General features: G+C 66.9%; 24 protein-coding genes, 1 tRNA gene and 1 pseudogene. 12 read left to right on the top strand and 14 right to left on the bottom strand.

The features are described 5' to 3' along the window. Positions 1–229 precede the first annotated feature (229 nt). From Q0P60_RS19605 to dxs, 5 genes are all read left to right on the top strand, one after another. The gene (locus tag Q0P60_RS19605) at positions 230–781 is read left to right on the top strand and encodes a lipocalin family protein (RefSeq protein WP_294997289.1); all 552 of its coding nucleotides are present in this window, start codon (positions 230–232) and stop codon (positions 779–781) included. 164 nt (positions 782–945) lie between these two features. Further along, a complete protein-coding gene (locus tag Q0P60_RS19610; protein WP_294997291.1) occupies positions 946–1,422 on the top strand; it encodes an LEA type 2 family protein in 477 nt (158 codons plus the stop codon). Between the two features lie 64 nt (positions 1,423–1,486). Further along, on the top strand, positions 1,487–3,277 hold the full coding sequence (locus Q0P60_RS19615) for an acyl-CoA dehydrogenase C-terminal domain-containing protein (RefSeq protein WP_294997293.1): 1,791 nt from the start codon (positions 1,487–1,489) through the stop codon (positions 3,275–3,277). A gap of 212 nt (positions 3,278–3,489) precedes the next feature. Then, positions 3,490–4,155 (top strand): HNH endonuclease, encoded by a 666-nt coding sequence (locus tag Q0P60_RS19620; RefSeq protein WP_249843423.1) that lies wholly within the window; start codon positions 3,490–3,492, stop codon positions 4,153–4,155. A 105-nt stretch (positions 4,156–4,260) separates the two neighbouring features. Next, positions 4,261–6,168, top strand: coding sequence for a 1-deoxy-D-xylulose-5-phosphate synthase (gene dxs, locus Q0P60_RS19625; protein WP_294997322.1), 1,908 nt, complete (start codon positions 4,261–4,263; stop codon positions 6,166–6,168). A gap of 147 nt (positions 6,169–6,315) precedes the next feature. On the opposite strand, the gene Q0P60_RS19630 is transcribed toward dxs, so the two are convergent. The 3 genes and pseudogenes from Q0P60_RS19630 to Q0P60_RS19640 form a co-directional block, all read right to left on the bottom strand. After that, the gene (locus Q0P60_RS19630) at positions 6,316–6,519 is read right to left on the bottom strand and encodes a hypothetical protein (RefSeq protein WP_294997296.1); all 204 of its coding nucleotides are present in this window, start codon (positions 6,517–6,519) and stop codon (positions 6,316–6,318) included. A gap of 167 nt (positions 6,520–6,686) precedes the next feature. Next, positions 6,687–7,247: pseudogene (locus tag Q0P60_RS19635) on the bottom strand (DUF3011 domain-containing protein). A 131-nt stretch (positions 7,248–7,378) separates the two neighbouring features. After that, on the bottom strand, positions 7,379–7,585 hold the full coding sequence (locus tag Q0P60_RS19640) for a hypothetical protein (protein WP_294997298.1): 207 nt from the start codon (positions 7,583–7,585) through the stop codon (positions 7,379–7,381). A 385-nt stretch (positions 7,586–7,970) separates the two neighbouring features. Between Q0P60_RS19640 and Q0P60_RS19645 the strand changes: the two genes are divergently transcribed. The 4 genes from Q0P60_RS19645 (at position 7,971) to Q0P60_RS19660 (ending at position 9,501) form a co-directional block, all read left to right on the top strand. Next, positions 7,971–8,255, top strand: coding sequence for a hypothetical protein (locus Q0P60_RS19645; RefSeq protein WP_294997299.1), 285 nt, complete (start codon positions 7,971–7,973; stop codon positions 8,253–8,255). Between the two features lie 12 nt (positions 8,256–8,267). Continuing rightward, the gene (locus tag Q0P60_RS19650) at positions 8,268–8,501 is read left to right on the top strand and encodes a DUF1653 domain-containing protein (RefSeq protein WP_294997301.1); all 234 of its coding nucleotides are present in this window, start codon (positions 8,268–8,270) and stop codon (positions 8,499–8,501) included. A gap of 84 nt (positions 8,502–8,585) precedes the next feature. Beyond that, positions 8,586–9,155, top strand: a complete 570-nt coding sequence (locus tag Q0P60_RS19655; RefSeq protein ID WP_294997302.1) for a TetR/AcrR family transcriptional regulator — start codon at positions 8,586–8,588, stop codon at positions 9,153–9,155. A gap of 13 nt (positions 9,156–9,168) precedes the next feature. Further along, entirely contained in the window at positions 9,169–9,501 is a 333-nt protein-coding gene (locus Q0P60_RS19660) for an SMR family transporter (RefSeq protein ID WP_294997303.1), read from the top strand. Between the two features lie 22 nt (positions 9,502–9,523). On the opposite strand, the gene Q0P60_RS19665 is transcribed toward Q0P60_RS19660, so the two are convergent. Then, entirely contained in the window at positions 9,524–9,697 is a 174-nt protein-coding gene (locus tag Q0P60_RS19665; protein WP_006380555.1) for a DUF1328 domain-containing protein, read from the bottom strand. 94 nt (positions 9,698–9,791) lie between these two features. Further along, positions 9,792–10,433 carry a LysE family translocator gene (locus Q0P60_RS19670; RefSeq protein WP_294997304.1) on the bottom strand — a complete coding sequence of 214 codons (642 nt, stop codon included), beginning with the start codon at positions 10,431–10,433 and terminating at the stop codon, positions 9,792–9,794. 146 nt (positions 10,434–10,579) lie between these two features. On the opposite strand from Q0P60_RS19670, the gene Q0P60_RS19675 reads away from it, so the two are divergent. Then, entirely contained in the window at positions 10,580–11,272 is a 693-nt protein-coding gene (locus Q0P60_RS19675; RefSeq protein ID WP_294997305.1) for an aspartate/glutamate racemase family protein, read from the top strand. Between the two features lie 24 nt (positions 11,273–11,296). Here Q0P60_RS19675 and Q0P60_RS19680 read toward each other — a convergent pair whose 3' ends face one another. Further along, complete coding sequence (locus Q0P60_RS19680; RefSeq protein WP_345780349.1) at positions 11,297–11,692, bottom strand: hypothetical protein; 396 nt, start codon at positions 11,690–11,692, stop codon at positions 11,297–11,299. 239 nt (positions 11,693–11,931) lie between these two features. Here Q0P60_RS19680 and Q0P60_RS19685 point away from each other — a divergent pair, with 239 nt between their 5' ends. Continuing rightward, positions 11,932–12,447, top strand: a complete 516-nt coding sequence (locus tag Q0P60_RS19685) for a DUF3011 domain-containing protein (protein WP_294997307.1) — start codon at positions 11,932–11,934, stop codon at positions 12,445–12,447. 88 nt (positions 12,448–12,535) lie between these two features. Further along, positions 12,536–12,973 (top strand): GNAT family N-acetyltransferase, encoded by a 438-nt coding sequence (locus Q0P60_RS19690; RefSeq protein WP_294997308.1) that lies wholly within the window; start codon positions 12,536–12,538, stop codon positions 12,971–12,973. Positions 12,974–13,038: 65 nt separating this feature from the next. On the opposite strand, the gene Q0P60_RS19695 is transcribed toward Q0P60_RS19690, so the two are convergent. The 8 genes from Q0P60_RS19695 to infC all read right to left on the bottom strand — a co-directional run bounded on the left by Q0P60_RS19695 (position 13,039) and on the right by infC (position 18,906). Continuing rightward, positions 13,039–13,115: transfer RNA gene (locus tag Q0P60_RS19695), tRNA-Pro, on the bottom strand. Between the two features lie 68 nt (positions 13,116–13,183). Then, complete coding sequence (locus Q0P60_RS19700; protein WP_005410431.1) at positions 13,184–13,540, bottom strand: MerR family transcriptional regulator; 357 nt, start codon at positions 13,538–13,540, stop codon at positions 13,184–13,186. After that, the gene (locus Q0P60_RS19705; RefSeq protein ID WP_005410432.1) at positions 13,521–13,820 is read right to left on the bottom strand and encodes an integration host factor subunit alpha; all 300 of its coding nucleotides are present in this window, start codon (positions 13,818–13,820) and stop codon (positions 13,521–13,523) included. Before Q0P60_RS19705 ends, Q0P60_RS19700 begins: the two co-directional genes overlap by 20 nt. Positions 13,821–13,847: 27 nt before the next feature. Further along, positions 13,848–16,244 carry a phenylalanine--tRNA ligase subunit beta gene (pheT, locus tag Q0P60_RS19710; protein WP_294997309.1) on the bottom strand — a complete coding sequence of 799 codons (2,397 nt, stop codon included), beginning with the start codon at positions 16,242–16,244 and terminating at the stop codon, positions 13,848–13,850. Positions 16,245–16,365: 121 nt separating this feature from the next. Next, on the bottom strand, positions 16,366–17,361 hold the full coding sequence (pheS, locus tag Q0P60_RS19715; protein WP_294997310.1) for a phenylalanine--tRNA ligase subunit alpha: 996 nt from the start codon (positions 17,359–17,361) through the stop codon (positions 16,366–16,368). Positions 17,362–17,554: 193 nt separating this feature from the next. After that, positions 17,555–17,914 carry a 50S ribosomal protein L20 gene (gene rplT / locus Q0P60_RS19720; RefSeq protein ID WP_005410435.1) on the bottom strand — a complete coding sequence of 120 codons (360 nt, stop codon included), beginning with the start codon at positions 17,912–17,914 and terminating at the stop codon, positions 17,555–17,557. An 11-nt stretch (positions 17,915–17,925) separates the two neighbouring features. Then, the gene (gene rpmI, locus Q0P60_RS19725; protein ID WP_005410436.1) at positions 17,926–18,123 is read right to left on the bottom strand and encodes a 50S ribosomal protein L35; all 198 of its coding nucleotides are present in this window, start codon (positions 18,121–18,123) and stop codon (positions 17,926–17,928) included. A gap of 255 nt (positions 18,124–18,378) precedes the next feature. After that, on the bottom strand, positions 18,379–18,906 hold the full coding sequence (gene infC / locus Q0P60_RS19730; protein ID WP_074725076.1) for a translation initiation factor IF-3: 528 nt from the start codon (positions 18,904–18,906) through the stop codon (positions 18,379–18,381). Between the last annotated feature and the right edge of the window lie 11 nt (positions 18,907–18,917).

Raw genomic sequence — 18,917 nt, forward strand, 5'->3', positions numbered from 1 at the left:
CTCAGTTGGTAGAGCAGGGGATTGAAAATCCCCGTGTCGGCGGTTCGATTCCGTCTTCGGCCACCATCTTCAAGAGACCTGCAGACATGCAGGTCTTTTTTTTTGCCCGCAATGCCGCATCCACGCCAGGCCTGGATCCACCGCTGGCAGAGGCCCAGCGATTGACGAAACATTTACACCGGCCCGGGCCAGCGCACCTACGCTGCGGATTCCTGCCTGGAGCCTGCCGATGTACCTGCGCCCCGCCCTGCTCGCCTGCCTGCTGCTGGCCACCTCCGCGGCGATCGCCGCCGAGCCGGTGCGCGCGGTCGACACCCTGGACATCGATCGCTATGCCGGCCAATGGCATGAGATCGCGCATCTGCCAGTGTCGTTCCAGAAGCAATGCGTGGGCGAGATCACTGCCAACTACGGGCTGCGCCGCGACGGCCGCATCAGCGTCACCAATGCCTGCCGTAACGGCGACGGCGAACGCGTGGTCGCCGAAGGCGTGGCGCGGCCGGTCAGCGGCCACCCGGGCCAGCTGCAGGTGCGCTTCGTGCCGGACTGGCTGAGCTGGGTACCGCTGGTCTGGGCCGACTACTGGGTGCTGGCGCTGGACCCGGACTACCAGTGGGCCCTGGTCGGCGAACCCGGCCGGAAGTACCTGTGGATCCTCTCGCGGCTGCCGGAAATGGATCGCGCCCGCTTCGAACAGTTGAAAGCCAAGGCCGAGGCGATGGGCTACGACCTCGCCCCGCTGCGCGTGATGGCACCGCTGCGCGATACGCCGGCCGATTGAACCGCCGCACAACCCGCGCACCGCGCGCGGCCGCTCCGGCGCCACGCACGCCCCGCCGCCATCTTCACGCGCTACCCTCTGCGACGGGTCGCCGCGGGCGATCCAAACGACCATACGCCGTAGTATGCTTATTCCAACGCACCCCCTTCAGAGGACTTGCGCCCATGCTCCACCGCTTCCGTTTCGCCTTGATCGTTCTGTGCACCCTCGCCCTTGCCGCCTGCGGCAACGGCATCGTCAAGCGTGTTTCGGAACCGGCGGCCAGCCTGCAGCAGCTGACCGTGCGCGCCGACGGCAACTGGAGCGTGGCGCTGCGCCTGCAGAACTACAGTTCGATGCCGATGACCTTCGATGACGTCTCGCTGGCGCTGACCGTCGGCGACAGCGAAGCCGGCACCCTGCAGACCCGGCCCGGCATCTCCATCGGCGGCACCTCCGCCGACGTCATCACGGTCGAGCTGGTCCCCAGCTCGGCCGCACGCCTGGTGGTGGCCGATGCCTTGGCCAGCAACCGCACCCTGGCCTATGCCCTGAAGGGCTCGGTGTCGGCCACGCCGCAGGAAAAGAAGCAGCGCAGCTTCGACATCAGCAGCCGCAGCACGCTCAACCAGGCCCCCGGCCTGCCCGGCGTGCTGCGCTGAGTTCCGTTTCCCGCCGCGGCGCCAGGCGCCGCACCCCCTGCCCTGATCAACTCGAGACGTACCGATGAGCAGCTACACCGCCCCGCTTTCCGACCTTCGTTTCGCCCTGCACGACGTGCTCAAGGTCGAGCCCCTGTTCGCCCGCCTGGGCTTCACCGACGCCACCGCCGACGTGGTCGATGCCGTGCTGGAAGAAGCCGGGCGTTTCAGCGCCAGCGTGCTGGCCCCGCTCAACAGCGTCGGCGACGAGATCGGCTGCGTGCTCGACCAGGCCAGCGGTGAAGTGACCACCCCGCCCGGCTTCAAGCAGGCCTATGACCAGTTCGTCGATGGCGGCTGGACCGGCCTGACCGCCTCGCCGGAACTGGGTGGCCAAGGCCTGCCGCACACCCTGGGCGTGCCGCTGAATGAAATGATCAACGCCGCCAACCTGGCCTGGGGCAACTTCCCACTGCTCTCGCACGGCGCCATCGAAGCCCTGAAGCAGCATGGCGAAGCCTGGCAGCACGAGGCCTTCCTGAAGCCGCTGATCGAAGGCCGCTGGACCGGCACCATGTGCCTGACCGAACCGCACTGCGGCACCGACCTGGGCCTGCTCAAGACCAAGGCCGAACCGAACGCCGACGGCAGCTATTCGATCACCGGCACCAAGATCTTCATCACCGCCGGCGAGCACGACCTGACCGGCAACATCGTGCACCTGGTGCTGGCCAAGCTGCCGGACGCGCCTGCGGGCGCCAAGGGCATTTCGCTGTTCGTCACCCCGAAGTTCAAGGTCGACCGCGAAGGCAAGGTCGGCGAGCGCAACGCGCTGCGCTGCGGCTCGATCGAGCACAAGATGGGCATCAAGGGCTCGGTCACCTGCGTGATGAACTTCGATGGCGCGCAGGGCTACCTGGTCGGGCAACCGCACAAGGGCCTGCAGGCGATGTTCACCATGATGAACACCGCACGCCTGGGGGTCGGCCTGCAGGGTATCGGCCTGTCCGAGCGTGCTTACCAGAACGCCCTCAAGTACAGCCGTGAGCGCCTGCAGTCGCGCGCCCTGAGCGGTGCGAAGTTCCCGGACAAGCCGGCCGACCCGATCCTGGTCCACCCCGACGTGCGCCGCATGCTGCTGACGGTGAAGTCGCTGGTCGAGGGCAGCCGCCTGCTGGCCCTGCACGCTGCCACCCTGATCGATGTCGCCCACCACGCCGAAGACGCCGCCGAGCGCGAACGCGCCGACACCCTGGTGAGCTTCCTGACCCCGATCTCCAAGGCCTGCCAGACCGAATGGGGCATCGAGAACACCTACAACGCCCTGCAGTGCTTCGGTGGCCACGGCTACATCCGCGAGCACGGCATGGAGCAGCTGGCCCGCGATGCCCGCATCACCACCCTGTATGAAGGCACCACCGGCATCCAGGCACTGGACCTGATCGGCCGCAAGACCGCATCCAGCCAGGGCGCCGGCCTGAAGCTGATGCTGGCCGAGATCGAGGCTTTCGCAAAGGCGAACGAAGACAACGAAGCGCTGGCCGAGTTCATCGGCCCGCTGCGCGCCAAGGCCGCCGAGTGGGGCAAGCTGACCCTGGAGGTACTGCAGCGCGCGGCCGGCAACCCGGACGAACTCGGTGCGGCCAGCTACGACTACCTGTTCTATTCGGGCTATGTGGTGCTGGCCTACTGGTGGGCCCGCAGCGTTGCCGCCGCCGATGCCAGCGCGCATGGCGCTGCCTTCGCCCAGGGCAAGCGCGAAACCGCACGGTTCTACTTTGCCCGGGTGCTGCCGCGCACGCTCAGCCACGCCGCCGCGATCCAGGCCGGCGCCGCCCCGCTGATGGCGATGGACGACGAGCGCTTCGGCGCCTGAGCCGGGCGACGCCCGGCCCCCGCGATCTGCAGTAGATCCACGCCATGCGTGGATGAGGAGTCGGATCCCTGTCCTGCGGCAAGGGATCCGCCCCCGACCGGGCAACAGGCGCGGGGATCAGGAGGTATGCGCGGACCTGAATCGTTGCGATTTGCGTATCGCCGACAGGCGATACACAAATCGTCAACATTCAGGTATAAGCTGTTCTCCCGATGGAGACAGACACTACACGCTTGGGTCTGATCGAAGCCGGAGCTCCGATTTCTGCTCCGGGCGCCGAAGCATCGCCCAACGCCACGACGCTGCATCGCCCCGGTTCGGTCCGGCTGCTCTCGCTCGATGCCCACGGACGCGTACTGGACTGGATCACCTGGCAGGATGCGGCCTGCCTCTACGCCCGTGAAGCCGTGGCCTGGACGCTCGGCGATCCCTGCCTGCACATCCATGGCGGCACCAACCGCTTCAGCGGCCTGCAGAGCGGGCTGGACCTGCATCCGATCATCGCCGCGCGCGGCCACGCCCGCTCCCGCGCCATCGATCCCACGCCGAACCTGACCAATCCGGCCCTGTTCGCCCGCGACGCCCACCTGTGCATGTACTGCGGCCAGCAGTTCAACCGCCCCACGCTCACCCGCGACCACGTCATGCCGCTGTCCAAGGGCGGCCTGGACTGTTGGGAAAACGTGGTCACCGCCTGCTTCCACTGCAACTCGCGCAAGAGCGACCGCACCCCGCAACAGGCCGGAATGCCACTGTTGGCGGTGCCCTACCGGCCCAGCTGGATCGAGCACCTGATCCTGTCCAACCGCAACATCCTGGCCGACCAGATGGCCTTCCTGAAGGCGCAATTGCCGAAGCGTTCGAAACTGAGCACCTGAACGACAGAAAATGCAACCCTCACCGTCCTGTCACGGGCGGCGGCGTTTGCTTGCCCCACCCCCGTTTGAGGGCGAAAATGGGCGTTCAGAAAAAGTGCGAACATGATGATCGACTCTGCCCGCTATCCCCGCCTCGCGCGCATCCAGACACCGGATGACCTGCGCACGTTCGACGAATCCGAATTGAGGGCGGTCGCCGACGAGCTGCGCGCCTACCTCATCGAGTCGGTGGGCAAGAGCGGCGGTCACTTCGCTGCCGGCCTGGGCGTGATCGAACTCACCGTGGCCCTGCACTACCTGTACCAGACACCCCACGACCAGCTGGTCTGGGATGTCGGCCACCAGACCTATCCGCACAAGATCCTCACCGGTCGCCGTGACGAGATCCATACCGTCAAGCAGAAGGACGGCGTCGCGCCGTTCCCGAAGCGCGAGGAAAGCGAATACGACACCTTCGGCGTCGGCCATTCTTCGACCTCGATCTCGGCCGCGCTTGGCATGGCCATTGCCCGCCAGGCCGAAGGTGACGAGCGCAAGGTGGTGGCCGTGATCGGTGACGGCGCGATGACCGCCGGCATGGCCTTCGAGGCGCTGATGCACGCCGGCGGCATGGAGCCCGAGCCGAACCTGCTGGTGATCCTCAACGACAACAACATGTCGATCTCCGAGGCGGTTGGCGGCCTGACCAAGATGCTCGGTCGCGCCACCGGCAGCCGCACGCTCAATGCGCTGCGCGAAGGCGGCAAGAAGATCCTCGGCGACAAGAAGAACAACCCCGCGCGCTTCGTGAAGCGCTGGGAAGAACACTGGAAGGGCATGTTCGTGCCGTCCACGATGTTCGAGGAAATGGGTTTCCACTACACCGGCCCGATCGACGGCCACGACATGCCCGCCCTGCTCTCCACGCTGAAGACGCTGCGCGCCTCCAAGGGGCCGAAGCTGCTGCACGTGATGACCACCAAGGGCAAGGGCTATGAGCCGGCCGAGGGCGACCAGATCGGTTACCACGCCGTCGGCCCGTTCGATCCGGTCAAGGGACTGGTGGCCAAGGGCGGCGCCAAGAAGCCGACCTACACCGATGTGTTCAGCGACTGGCTGTGCGATGCCGCCGCCGCCGAGCCGCGCCTGTATGGCATCACCCCGGCGATGCGCGAAGGCTCCGGCCTGGTGCGTTTCAGCAAGGAATACCCCCAGCGCTATTTCGACGTGGCGATTGCCGAGCAGCACGCGGTCACCCTCGCCGCCGGCATGGCGACCCAGGGCGGCAAGCCGGTGGTGGCGATCTATTCCACGTTCCTGCAGCGCGCGTACGACCAGCTGGTGCACGACGTGGCGATCCAGGACCTGGACGTGCTGTTCGCGATCGACCGCGCCGGCGTGGTGGGCCCGGACGGCGCCACCCATGCCGGCAACCTCGACCTTAGCTTCCTGCGCTGCGTGCCGAACCTGGTGGTGATGGCGCCCTCCAACGAAGCCGAATGCCGGCAGATGCTCAGCACCGGCCTGCAGCACCCGGGCCCGGCGGCGGTGCGCTATCCGCGCGGCACCGGCACCGGGGTCGCTGCCGGCAGCGACCTGTCCACCCTGCCGATCGGCAAGGGCGAGCTGCGCCTGCAGGGCAGCCGCATCGCCCTGCTCGCCTTCGGCAGCACCGTGGCGGCGGCGGAACAGGTCGGCCGCGAACTGGGGCTGAGCGTGGTCAACATGCGCTTCATCAAGCCGCTGGACCGTGAGCTGGTACTGGCCGTGGCCGCCGGGCATGAGGGGCTGGTGACGATCGAAGACAACGTGGTGGCCGGCGGCGCCGGTTCGGGTGTCGGTGAACTGCTCAATGCCGAGGGTGTGCTGCGCCCGATCCTGCACCTGGGCCTGCCCGACAGCTACCAGCACCACGCCAGCCGCGAGGATCTGCTGGCCGAAGCCGGCATCGACGCGGCCGGCATCCGAGCCGCGGTGCTGAAGCGCTGGCCGCAGCTGGCCGCAGCGACGCCGCCGCTGAGCGCGGCGGGCTGAGGCTGGTGGTCGCAGGGTGGATCCACGCGTGGCGTGGATCTACCGCGGCCCTGCATCCACGCGTGGCGTGGATCTACCGCGGCCCTGCATCCACGCGTGGCGTGGATCTACTGGATTCATTCACGCCTGCGGTGGATCCAGCCGCGCTCAGCCGTAGCTGACCGCCTCCACGAAGGCGCCACTGGCCTCCACACGCACGGCGGCACGCTGGCCGGTATCAGCAAAATGCAGGCGCGCCAGGGTTTCGGCGAAATCAAAGGCACGGGCACCGTCGCGGAAATCGATCGGCTCCGGCCGGTCCGGATGCAGCACGCGCCATTGGCGCTGTTCGCATTGCAGGCGGATCAACATGCAGCTCACTCCTTGAGACAGCGTATCGACAAGGGCAGGACACACGTGCGAGTTGCGGCACGTAACGTCGCGGCGGATCAGGAGCGCACAGAGGCGCCCCTGATCGCAGAAGATACGGTGTTCAAAATGTGAGCTGTATCAGATTTTTCTGATTTTCGAGGGGCCGGTCAGTTCACCTGGAACTGCGCACGGCAGCCATCGCTGACCCAGATGCCACGACGGTCCCAACCCCAGCTCTGGCCCTCGATGCAGGCGCTGCGCGAATCCTAGCGGACCAGGCGCACGCCGCGGCGGATGCGCGCGTCGCAGTATTCCTGGCGGTGGCCATTGGAATGGCAGGTGATCACCTCACCTCCGCCCCAACCGTTGCCGTTGCCCCATCCGCCGCCATTGCCCCAGCCACCGCCACCGCCACGGCGGTACTCGCCGACGAATTCGGCGCGGCAGCCCTGGGTCACCCAGACCCCGTACCGCGACTGGCCCCAGGTCTCGCCTTCCACGCAGGGCGAGCCCGACAGCTGGCGGATCAGCCGCGCACGGCCTTCCAGACGGCACTCGTTGCTGCGGTTCTTGATCGATTCGCAGCGCACGATGCCGCTGCCTTCGCGACCGCCATAGCGATCATCGTCATACCCGTAGCCATAGCTCTGCGCCTGTGCGCCGCCCGCAGCCGCCAGCATGGGCAACAGGGTGCAGGCCACGGTGCGCCAGGTGAGTGCCTTGCCCATCGATGTCTCCAGATGAATACGATGGCGCAAGCATCCGGGATTCGTGGCACGCCGCACAGGGGGGGGCGACACCGGCGGTTTTTCCCCATTCAAACAACGCAACCGTGGCTGACTGCGGCGCGGCCGCCGGGTCATTCGCCCACGTGCAGCGCGTCGACCGTACTGCCGAAGGCAGCAACCCGAACCGTGCTGCGCTGGCCGGTGCGGCGATGATGCTCCAGGGCGAGTGCGGCGGCCGCGTCAAACGCGTCGGCACCGGAGGCAAAGGAGAGTGTGTCGCGCGCCTGGGGATCCAGCACGGCCCAGTGCCGGGCCATGCATTGGACGGTGATGATCATGAAGGACTCCTGCGGATGAAGGGATGCGGTGGCAGGCAGACGGACCACCTGGCCATACACCTCGAGGCTAGCGATCACCTCAGGGTTGGCCCATCAGATTTGTCCGAAAATGCCACCCTTGCCCTCACATCCCTGAGCCCGTTTAGCCTGTTCATTCCGTGATCCTTGTCACGGAGTCAGCAGAGCTTCACACTATCCTCACCAACAGGGGCCCCTTCCACATGCGCACCTTCTTCTCGCAGCAGCGCTTGACGCTGCTCAAGTTCTACTTCGTGGCCAGTTACCTGGTGCTGATCGAGGAACTGATCCGCGCTGCGGTGCACTGAGCGCTTGCTGCCAGTGTAATTGCGACAGAGACTGTCGCTTTCGACACGGAGCTGGCCCGATGAAAGCGCTTCTTCTGATTCCCGTCCTGCTGGCCCTGTGCGCCTGCGCCAACCAGCATCAGGCGGCGGCGCGCGCCGATGTGGCCGCGGCTTCCCCCGCCACGCCGCGGGTCGGTGGTGACCGCGATGCACACGGCTGCATCGGTTCGGCCGGCTATCAATGGTGCGAGCACAGCCAGCGCTGCGAAAGACCGTGGGAGCTGGCGCAGGCACAGGGCCTGGCCAACACCGCCGAAGCGATCGAGGCCTATTGCGCGACGCCGGCCAGCCCGGCGCGCAAGTGAGCGGCGCGCGCAATGGCTGAGCTGAGTCCGCTGCCCACCCTCGCCCCGGGGCGCTATCGTCATTTCAAGGGAGGCGAGTACGAGGTGATCGGCATCGTCCGCAGCAGTGAAACGCTGGAACCGCTGGTGCTGTACCGCGCGCTCTATGGCGAAGGCGGCCTCTGGGTACGTCCCTACCCGATGTTCGTTGAACAGGTCCCCGGCGAGCACGGCCCGCAGCCGCGCTTCGCACGCATCGACGGCTGATCCGCGCTGGCGGCCACGGCCGGCAGCCACGGTAATGGGACGGCCTGGGCTACAATCGTACCGTCCAGTCGGTTTACTTCTTCCATGTCCGCATCCCCTTCCCGCTCGCGCCGCAAGGCGCCCGACAGCGTGCGCCAGGCACTGCTGCAGGCCACCATCGCGGTCATCGGCCAGCAGGGGCTGGCCGCCTTGACGGTGCAGGACATCGCCCACGCCGCCGGCGTCAGCAAGGGCGCCCTGTTCCATCACTTTGCCAGCAAGCAGGCGCTGGTCGACGCGGCCATTGCCGCACTCATCGCCGAGTTCGAAATGCAGGTTCGCGCCCTGATGGAAGGCAGCGCGCCTTACGGCCGCTTCAGCCGCGCCTATGTCCGCGCCAATTTCGAACACCTGCTGCAGCAGGAACGGACCAATGACATCGGGCTGACCCTGGGCAACATGCTCGAGCCGGCGCTGCTTGCGCTGTGGGGAGCCTGGCTGCGGCGCATGCTGGCCGAATTCCCGGATGAAGCGTCCGATCCGCGCCTGTATGCGGCGCGCTGCGTTGCCGACGGCTACTGGGCCACCGCCTATGGCCGGCCGCTGGACGAGGAAGAGCGCAGCAACGCGCTGGCGATGGCCGAGCAGGCGCTGAAGCTGTGCGACCCGCAATGAGCCGGAGCCGATGATGAATCCCTACCTCTACCTTGCCGCGGCCATCGTGCTGGAAGTGATCGCCACGTCGCTGCTGAAAGCGTCCGACGGCATGAGCCGGCTGCTGCCGACGCTGGGCGCGCTGCTCGGCTACGGGCTGTGCTTCTACCTGCTGTCGGTGACCATGAAGTCGATACCGACCGGCATCGCCTATGCCATCTGGTCCGGTGTCGGCATCGTGCTGATCTCGCTGATCGGGCTGCTGGTGTTCAAGCAGCGCCTGGACACGCCGGCCCTGCTCGGCATCGGCCTGATCTGTGCCGGCGTGCTGGTGATCAACCTGTTCTCGCGCAGCAGCGCACACTGAGCGCGCTGCTGCGCGGCACGCGCTAGCTGACCTTCTTCGCTACGGTCATGCCCAGCAGGAACAGCACCACGGCGATGATGATGCCGGCCCAGAACAGGAACTTGGCGATGCCGACCGCGGCACCGGCAATGCCGCCGAAGCCGAGCACGCCGGCGATGACGCCGATGATGGCGAAGATGATGGCCCACTTGATCATGTCAAACCTTTCCCCGCGGGGACTGCGTACTGGATGATCAGGCTAGGCGGTGGCCGATGCCGCAGTCGTGAACAGGCTGCTTGCGCGGCGTGAATCAGCGCGGGCGGAACCGCAGCAGCGCCACCGCGAACGCCAGGAACACGCTCCCCACCAGGCGCTCGAACCAACGCCGTGCGAACGGCCTGGCCAGCCAGCGGCGCAGGCCATGCCCGCCCGCCGCATACATCGCATACCAGAACAGCTCGCAGGCGGCGAAGGTCGACACCAGCACGCTGTACTGCACGGCCTGGCTGCGCGATGGATCAACGAACTGCGGCAGGAACGCGGCGGCGAACAGCAGCAGCTTGGGATTGCTCAGGCCGACCAAGAGGCCGCCACGGAACACGGTGCGGGCATTGAGGACCTGCGCTGCCGGCAGCGCGGCATCCACGGTCACCGGTGGCGCGGGACGGCAACTGTCACGCCACGCCTTCAGGCCCAGCCAGGCCAGATAGGCCACGCCGAGGTAGCGCAGTACTTCGAACAGCATCGGCGAGGAATGCAGCAGCGCACTCAGCCCCGCCGCGGAGGCCGCCAGCACCAGCAGCATCGCCAACAGGCAGCCGGCCATCGCCGGCACGCTGCCACGGAAACCCAGCCCGACACTGCGGCCAAGGATGTGCAGCATGTTCGGCCCCGGCGTGCCGCACAGCACGAATACGGTGGCGAGGAACCACCACCAAGTATGCAGGGCCATATCGGATATCCACTTCAGAAGACCGCACCAGCATAGAACGACAGCACCCGGCACGGCACATACAACGCCGCCCCGATGTGACGGTTACAGATCGGCACGCGCATGCCGGTTGTGCTGCAATGAGGGCTCCCTGCATGGAGCGGCGCATGAAGACCCTTGGCCTGATCGGCGGCATGAGCTGGGAGAGCTCGGCGCAGTACTACCGGCTCATCAACGAGGAGGTCCGGCAGCGCCTGGGCGGTGCCCACTCGGCGCAGCTGCTGCTGTGGTCGGTGGACTTCGCCGGCATCAAGCAGCTGCAGCACGACGGCGACTGGGACGCACTCGGCGTGCACATGATCGACGGTGCACGGCGACTGCAGGCCGGCGGTGCCGACCTGCTGCTGATCTGCACCAACACCATGCACAAGCTGGCCGACCGCATCGACCAGGCCTGCCCGTTGCCGCTGCTGCATATCGCCGACCCGACCGCATCGGCGATCGTGCAGGCAGGTGCGCGCCGGGTCGGCCTGCTCGGCACCGCCTTCACCATGGAGCAGGCGTTCTACCGCGGCCGGCTGCAGCAACGCTTCGGCCTGGACGTGCTGGTACCCGATGCCGACGACCGTCGCAGCGTGCACGACATCATCTACCAGGAGCTGATCGCCGGCGTGGTCAGCGAGCGCTCGCGCCAGGTGTATGCCGGGGTGATCGCGCGCCTGGTCGAGCGTGGCGCCGAGGCGATCATCCTGGGCTGCACCGAGATCATGTTGCTGGTACGGCCGGAGGACAGCGCGGTGCCGCTGTTCGATACCACCACCCTGCATGCGCTGGCGGCGGTGGACGCCGCGCTGGCCTGACCGATCGCCGCGCGTGGCGCGGCGTCAGTCCGCGTCCTGCACTTCCAGCGCGGTGACCAGCCAATCGACCACCGCCTGCGAATCGCACAGGAAGAACACGGCATCGCCGGAGCGTGCCTCGGTAAGCAGGCGATACACGGTGATCGCCACACCCGACTGGTTGGCGATGAACGCTTCCGGGTTGCGCGGTCCCTCGCCGTGCCCGGCCACGGCCTGCAGGGCGGCGCGCGCGGCAACCGTGGCGGGCGGCTCTGCACCACGGGTCAGCTCCGGCCCGCGCAGGCCCCAGGCGATGTACATGCGCTTGCCCTTGAACGTGGTGTCCAGGACCTGCACCTCGGTGGCGCCTGCGCCAACCGAGCGATGAATGACGATACTGCTGATCAACGCAACCCCCTGTGGTCGTCGTGGTCCGCGCATCGTCCCCCACACGCCGCCCGCACGCCAGTGACGGCAGCCACAGGCTGCGCCGACAGGCGTGGAAGACATGTAAGAAGGTGTAACCCGATGCGATCGGATGTGCAGCGATGATACGGGATGTAAGCCTCTGCATGGGCCCGCGCGCACTACTAAATCGCCCCTGAGCCCCCGCCGCAACGATCCGTTCCAGGCCCCCTGCGCTGGGTCATTCTTGCCGCCCGCTCCCCATCGAGGCTCCCATGACCCATCGCCTGCTGCTGCCGATCGGCAGTACTGCCCTTGCCCTGCTGCTGGCCGCCACCACCGTGGCCGCGCAGGATTACGACGCCGAGCGCGTGCCGCCACTGCGCTGCGAATCGCAGTTCAACAAGACCGAGCAATGCGCCATCGACCGTCCGATGCGGCTGGCCAGGCAATTGTCGGTCACCCGCTGCGTGGAGAACCGGAACTGGGGCCAGAGCCGCCGCATGCTCTGGGTCACCGATGGCTGCCGTGCCGAATTCGTTGCCGGCGAAGACGCCGACTGGCCGAGACCCGGCCGCGGGCGCGAGCGCGACCGTGACGACGATGGCGAACGCCTGGTCTGCGAGTCCTACGAGAAGAAGGAAAAGGAATGCCGCATCCGCGTGCGCCATGAGGTGCGCCTGCTCAAGCAGAAATCAGTGACGACCTGCATCGAGGATCACAACTGGGGCTGGAACCGGCGTGGCATCTGGGTCAGCGATGGCTGCCGCGCCGAGTTCCGGGTGTATTGAATGCCGGCCACGCGCTGGCTGCGGCGGGCCGGCGCAGCCCCCGGGCGAAGCCGATAGACTGGCCGCTGCCATCGCCGGGAGCGTGACCATGCCGACTTCAACCGACCTGCAGGTACGTCGCGCGATGCCGGCCGATGCCGCGGCGCTGATCGCGCTCGACAGCGTCGCAGCAGACGATCCGCGCCGCGCGCTGCGGATCGGCCAGTGGATCGCGCAGGGCGAGATGCAGGTCGCCGAACACGAGCGCGCTGTACTCGGCTACCTGGTCATCCACCGCCACTTCTTCGGCGAAGCCTTCATCGAAATGCTGATGGTGGCGCGCGGGCGACGCAGCCAGGGCATCGGTGGCGCGCTGCTGCGCCATGCCGTCAGCCAGCGCGGCGACAGCAAGCTGTTCACTTCGACCAATGCATCCAACACCGGCATGCAGCGCTTGCTCGCCGCCAACGGCTTCATCGGCAGCGGCATCGTCCACGGCCTGGACCAGGGTGATCCGGAACTGATCTACCGCTTCGAGGATGCCTGATCAGCCCGTGCCGCGCGCACAAAAAAACCCACGCATCGCTGCGCGGGCTTCATGATCCATCACAGTGGTCGGGACGGCCGGATTCGAACCGACGACCCTCTGCCCCCCAGGCAGATGCGCTACCAGGCTGCGCTACGCCCCGACTGATGCTGCGATGTGCCCGCCAGTGCGGCGGGCCGTGAAGTATAGCGGATTACGAAGGAAATGGGATCAGCGGCGCAGCAACTGCAGCACTTCTTCCAGCTCCATGCGCACCTGCTTGATGATCTGGTTGCTCAGTGCCGATTCCTCGCGGGCATCGGGACCGTCCAGACGCAGGCGTGCACCACCGATGGTGTAGCCCTGTTCGTACAGCAGGCTGCGGATCTGCCGCACCATCAGCACGTCGTGGCGCTGGTAGTAGCGGCGGTTGCCTCGGCGCTTGGCCGGCTCAAGGCTGGGAAACTCGGTTTCCCAGTAGCGCAGCACGTGCGGCTTGACGTCGCACAGCTCGCTGACTTCACCGATGGTGAAGTAGCGCTTGGCCGGGATCGGCGGTAGTTCGCGGTTACTGCCCGGATCCAGCATAAGCTTCCACCCTCTCCTTGAGCTTCTGGCCCGGACGGAAGGTGACCACCGTACGGGCGGAAATCGGAATTTCCTCGCCGGTCTTGGGATTGCGACCCGGGCGCTGGTTCTTGCGCCGCAGGTCGAAATTGCCGAAGCCCGACAGCTTCACCTGACGTCCCTGTTCCAATGCTTCACGCAGCACATCGAAAAACGCGTCGACGAATTCCTTGGCTTCCCGCTTGTTCAGACCGACTTCGTCGAACAGCTTTTCCGCCATCTCCGCCTTGGTCAATGCCATTGCCTGCTACCCCCGAGTGCTGCCCGCTCAGCCGCGGATCCGGGCGTGGTGTTCACGCTCGATGGCAGTGACCGCCTCGGCCACCACCGCATCCACGTCGCGGTCCGTCAGAGTGCGCGACTTGTCCTGCAAAATCAAGCCCATAGCGAGACTCTTGAATCCCGGCTCGACGCCCTGGCCGACGTAACGGTCGAACAGGTTCAGGTCGCGCAGCAACGGGCCGGCGGCCTGCCGGACGGTGGCAGCCAGATCGCTCCAGGCCACCTGTTCAGGCACCAGCACGGCCAGGTCGCGGCGCACCGCCGGGAACCGCGACAGCTCGCCGGCACGCGGCAGGCGGCGGGCGCTCAGCGGCTCCAGGTCCAGCTCGAAGGCATAGACATCGGCTTCGATGTCCATCGCCTTGGCCAGCCGCGGGTGGATCTGGCCGATCCAGCCGATCACCACACCATCGCGCAACACCTCGGCCGAACGCGCCGGGTGGCCATAGGCACGCGCCGACGGACGGAACTCCAGCTGCGCGCCACTGGCGGCAGCCAGCGATTCCAGGTCGCCCTTCAGGTCATGGAAATCCACCTTGCGGGTCGGCAGGCCCCACTGCACCGCCTGCGCATCGCCGCAGACGGCGGCAGCCACGCGCGGGGTTTCCAGCGGCGCCGGCCGGCCGGCGTCCGGCGAGGCCTCGCCGGCCTGCTGGGCGAACACCCGGCCGATCTCGAACAGGCGCACGCGGCCCAGCTGGCGGGCGGCATTGCGGCCCAGGGTGGCGACCAGGCCCGGCAGCAGCGACGGGCGCATCACCGCCAGTTCGGCCGACAGCGGGTTGGCCAGCGGCACCAGGCCGTCGCGCAGCTGCCACTGGCTCAGCAGTGCATCATCGACGAAGGCGAAATTGACGGTTTCCTGCTGGTCGCGGGCGATCAGCTGGCGACGCACGCTCAGCGCGTCCAGCTGGGTCTCGCTCGGCATCGCCACGCGCGAGGCACCGCCCGGCAGCGTGGTCGGAATCTGCTCGTACCCGTGGATGCGGGCCAGTTCTTCGATCAGGTCTTCTTCGATGGCGATGTCGAAGCGACGGCTCGGCGCGGCCACCTGCCAGCCATTCGCAGTCGCAGCCACCTCCATGCCCAGCGCGCGCAGGATGCGCTCGACTTCGGCGTCTTCGATGGTGATGCCCAGCACGCGGGTGATGCGTGCGCGGCGCAACAGGATCGATGCCGGCTGCGGCAGGTCGGCTTCGCGCACCGCCTCGGTGACCGGCGCCGGGGTACCCCCGGCCAGATCCAGCACCAGGCGGGTCGCATACTCGATGGCGGTGCGCGGCAGTGCCGGGTCGACGCCACGCTCGAAGCGATGGCCGGCATCGGTGTGCAGGCCCAGCTTGCGGCCACGGCCCATGATCGCGGCCGGCGCGAAGTGCGCGGCCTCCAGGAACACCGCACTGGTGGCATCGGTAACGCGGGTGTCGAAGCCGCCCATCAGGCCGGCCAGGCCGACCGCACGGTCGGCGTCGGTGACCACCAGGAAGCTGTCGTCCAGCGCTGCGTCACGGCCGTCCAGCAGCTTCAGGCTCTCGCCCGCGCGCGAACGGCGCACGGCGATGCTGCCCTGCAGGGTACCGAGGTCATAGGCGTGCATCGGCTGGCCCAGTTCCAGCATCACGTACTGGGTGATGTCGACCAGCAGCGAGACCGGGCGCACACCACTGCGGCGCAGGCGCTCGGCCATCCACAGCGGGGTCTTGGCCGCCGCGTTGACGCCCTCGATGACACGACCGAGGTAACGCGGCGCTTCGGCGCCGGCATCCAGCTGGATCGACAGTTCACGGCTGCCCGCCGCCGCGACCGGCGCTGCGGCAAACGCCAGCACTTCGCTGCGGGTGGCGGCCGCGACGTCATAGGCGATGCCGCGCAGGCTGAAGCAGTCGGCGCGGTTCGGGGTCAGCTTGATCTCGATGCTGGCATCCGGCAGGCCCAGATAGTCCACCAGGGCCTGGCCCAGCGGCGCATCATCGGGCAGTTCCAGCAGGCCGGAGGCATCGTTGTCCAGGCCCAGCTCCTTGGCCGAGCACAGCATGCCGTTGGACTCGACGCCGCGCAGCTTGGCCGGCTTGATCTTCAGCTCGCCGATCTGCGCGCCGACCATCGCCAGCGGTGCGACCAGGCCCGGTCGCGCATTCGGCGCGCCGCAGACGATCTGCAGCAGCTCGCCCTGCCCGGCATCGACCCTGCACACCTGTAGGCGGTCCGCCTCCGGGTGGCGTACGGCTTCGACGATGCGCGCTACGACCACGTGCTCGAGGCCTTCGCCCAGCGCGGTCACCTCCTCCACTTCCAGGCCGATGGCGGTCAGCACCGCGCTCAGTTCATCGCGCGAAGCGCGGGTCGGGACGTGGCTGCGCAGCCAGTTTTCGGAGAATTTCATGGTGTCACCCTGGTGGGAGGCCTGCCTCCCGTTGCGGTTTTTGTGGTCGCCCAGCGCATGCGCCAGCAGGCGTCCATCCAGAAAGGCAGCCGGGCCGGGCCCGGCTCTACATGGTTACGGCTTACGCGAACTGCTTCAGGAAGCGCACATCGTTCTCGAAGAACGCGCGCAGGTCGTTGACGCCGTAACGCAGCATCGCGAAACGCTCCACGCCCATGCCGAAGGCAAAGCCGGTGTAGCGCTCCGGATCGATGCCGACGTTGCGCAGCACGTTCGGGTGGACCATGCCGCAGCCCAGCACTTCCAGCCAGCGGGTGCTGCCATCGGGCTGCTGCCAGGCGATGTCCACTTCCGCGCCGGGTTCGACGAACGGGAAGTAGCTGGGACGGAAGCGCATCTCGAAATCACGCTCGAAGAAGGCGCGCACGAACTCGGCCAGCGTCCCCTTCAGGTCGGCGAAGGTCGAATGCTCGTCCACCAGCAGGCCTTCCACCTGGTGGAACATCGGCGAATGGGTCTGGTCGCTGTCACTGCGGTAGACCTTGCCGGCAGCGATCATGCGCAGCGGCGGCGCGTGGTCGCCCATGTAACGCACCTGCACGCCGGAGGTGTGGGTGCGCAGCAGGCGGCCATCGCCGAAGTAGAAGGTGTCGTGCATGGCGCGCGCCGGGTGGTGCGGCGGGAAGTTCAGCGCCTCGAAGTTGTGCCAGTCATCCTCGATCTCCGGCCCTTCCGACAGTTCGTAGCCCAGCCGGCCGAAGATGCCGGTGATGCGCTCCAGGGTGCGGGTGATCGGATGCAGGCCGGCGCGCTCGGCGCTGCGGCCCGGCAGGGTGATGTCGATGGCTTCGGCGGCCAGGCGCGCATCCAGTGCAGCCTCTTCCAGCACCGCCTTGCGCTCGCCCAGCGCGCGGGTCAGCGCGTCGCGGGCCCGGTTGATGGCTTCACCGGCGGCCTTGCGCTCGTCGGCCGGCAGGGTGCCGAGCTGCTTGAGCTGCGAGGTGATGCTGCCGCTCTTGCCAAGCAGGGCCACGCGCAGCTGTTCCAGCACGTCGGGGCTCTGTGCGGCGGCCACATCGGCCAGCGCCTGGGTGGTGAGGGATTGGATGTCGCTCATGGGGGGCCGGAACTCCAGTCGATCTGCCATCGCGATGCGCGAAGGGCCGACCCCTGTCGCCACCGCCGTCCCCGCGCTGCCGTTGTGGCCACGCCGGGACCCAAAAAAGAATGGGGAAGGACTTGCGCCCTTCCCCATGCATTGCCTTGACCTGACACCGTTCCGAGTGAACGGTTACGGCATCGGGAAGGACTTATGCCGCCAGCGCGCCCTTGGCCTTTTCGGCCAGCGCGGCAAAGCCGGCTGCGTCGTGCACGGCGATGTCAGCCAGGACCTTGCGATCCAGGGTGATGCCGGCCTTCAGCAGACCGTTCATGAAGCGGCTGTAGCTCAGGCCGTTGATGCGGGCAGCCGCATTGATACGGGTGATCCACAGCGAACGGAAGTTGCGCTTCTTCTGCTTACGGCCGATGTAGGCGTACTGCTGCGCCTTGATGACCGCCTGCTTGGCGACGCGGAAGACCTTGCGACGGGCGTTGTAATAGCCCTTGGCGAGATCCAGAATCTTCTTGTGGCGGCGACGCGCCTGTACGCCACGCTTAACTCGTGCCATTTTTCAGTTCCTCAGAGGTAAGGGAGCATGCGGTCCAGACGGCCTGCGTCTTCTGCACGGACATGGCCCGTCTGACGCAGATTACGCTTACGCTTGGTCGCTTTCTTCGTGAGGATGTGGCTACGGTTGGCGTGGCCGCACTTGTACTTGCCCGAGGCGGTCTTGCGGAAACGCTTGGCCGCTGCCCGGTTGGTCTTGATCTTGGGCATTGCAATGTCCTTGATGGGATATGACCCTGGTTTCTGACTGATCTGGCGGCGGCCTGGGCCGCTCTTTCCGTCCTGCCATGATCGGCGTACGACCCGTCCTGGGTGGGTCGAGCCGGGCATGATACAGGCAAAACCGCCCTGTCACCAGCCCCTGCAGCGTTTTCAGCAGCCCGCCGCAAAAGCAAAGGGACGCCGGCGGCGTCCCTTTACCCTGAACCATTCAGCCAGGCGCCCCGGAAGGCGGCCCGTCAGGCCTCAGGTCTTCTTCTTCGGCGCGATCATCATCACCATCTGACGCCCTTCCAGGCGCGGACGGGATTCAATGACGATGTCCTCGCCCAGATCGGTCTCGATCCGGTTGGCCATCTCGCGGCCCAGCTCCTGGTGGCTCATTTCACGGCCACGGAAGCGGATGTTGACCTTGATCTTGTCACCATCTTCGAGGAAACCGCGCATCTTGCGCAGCTTGATCTGGTAGTCGCCCTCGTCCGTGACCGGACGGAACTTCACTTCCTTGATCTCGACCTGCTTGGTCTTCTTCTTGGCCTCGCTGGCCTTCTTCTGCGCTTCGAACTTGAACTTGCCGAAGTCCATGATCTTGCAGACCGGCGGATCGGCCTGCGGCTGGATTTCAACCAGGTCCAGGCCTTCATCCTCGGCCATGGACAGCGCTTCGTCGCGCGACAACACGCCGATCATTTCTCCGTCGCTGCCGATCACGCGGACGCGCGGCACACGGATTTCCTGATTCTTGCGGTTCTGTTTGTTGTCAGGGGTGCTGATATTACGTTCTC

Source organism: uncultured Stenotrophomonas sp. (genome assembly GCF_945952405.1).
GTDB lineage: Bacteria > Pseudomonadota > Gammaproteobacteria > Xanthomonadales > Xanthomonadaceae > Stenotrophomonas.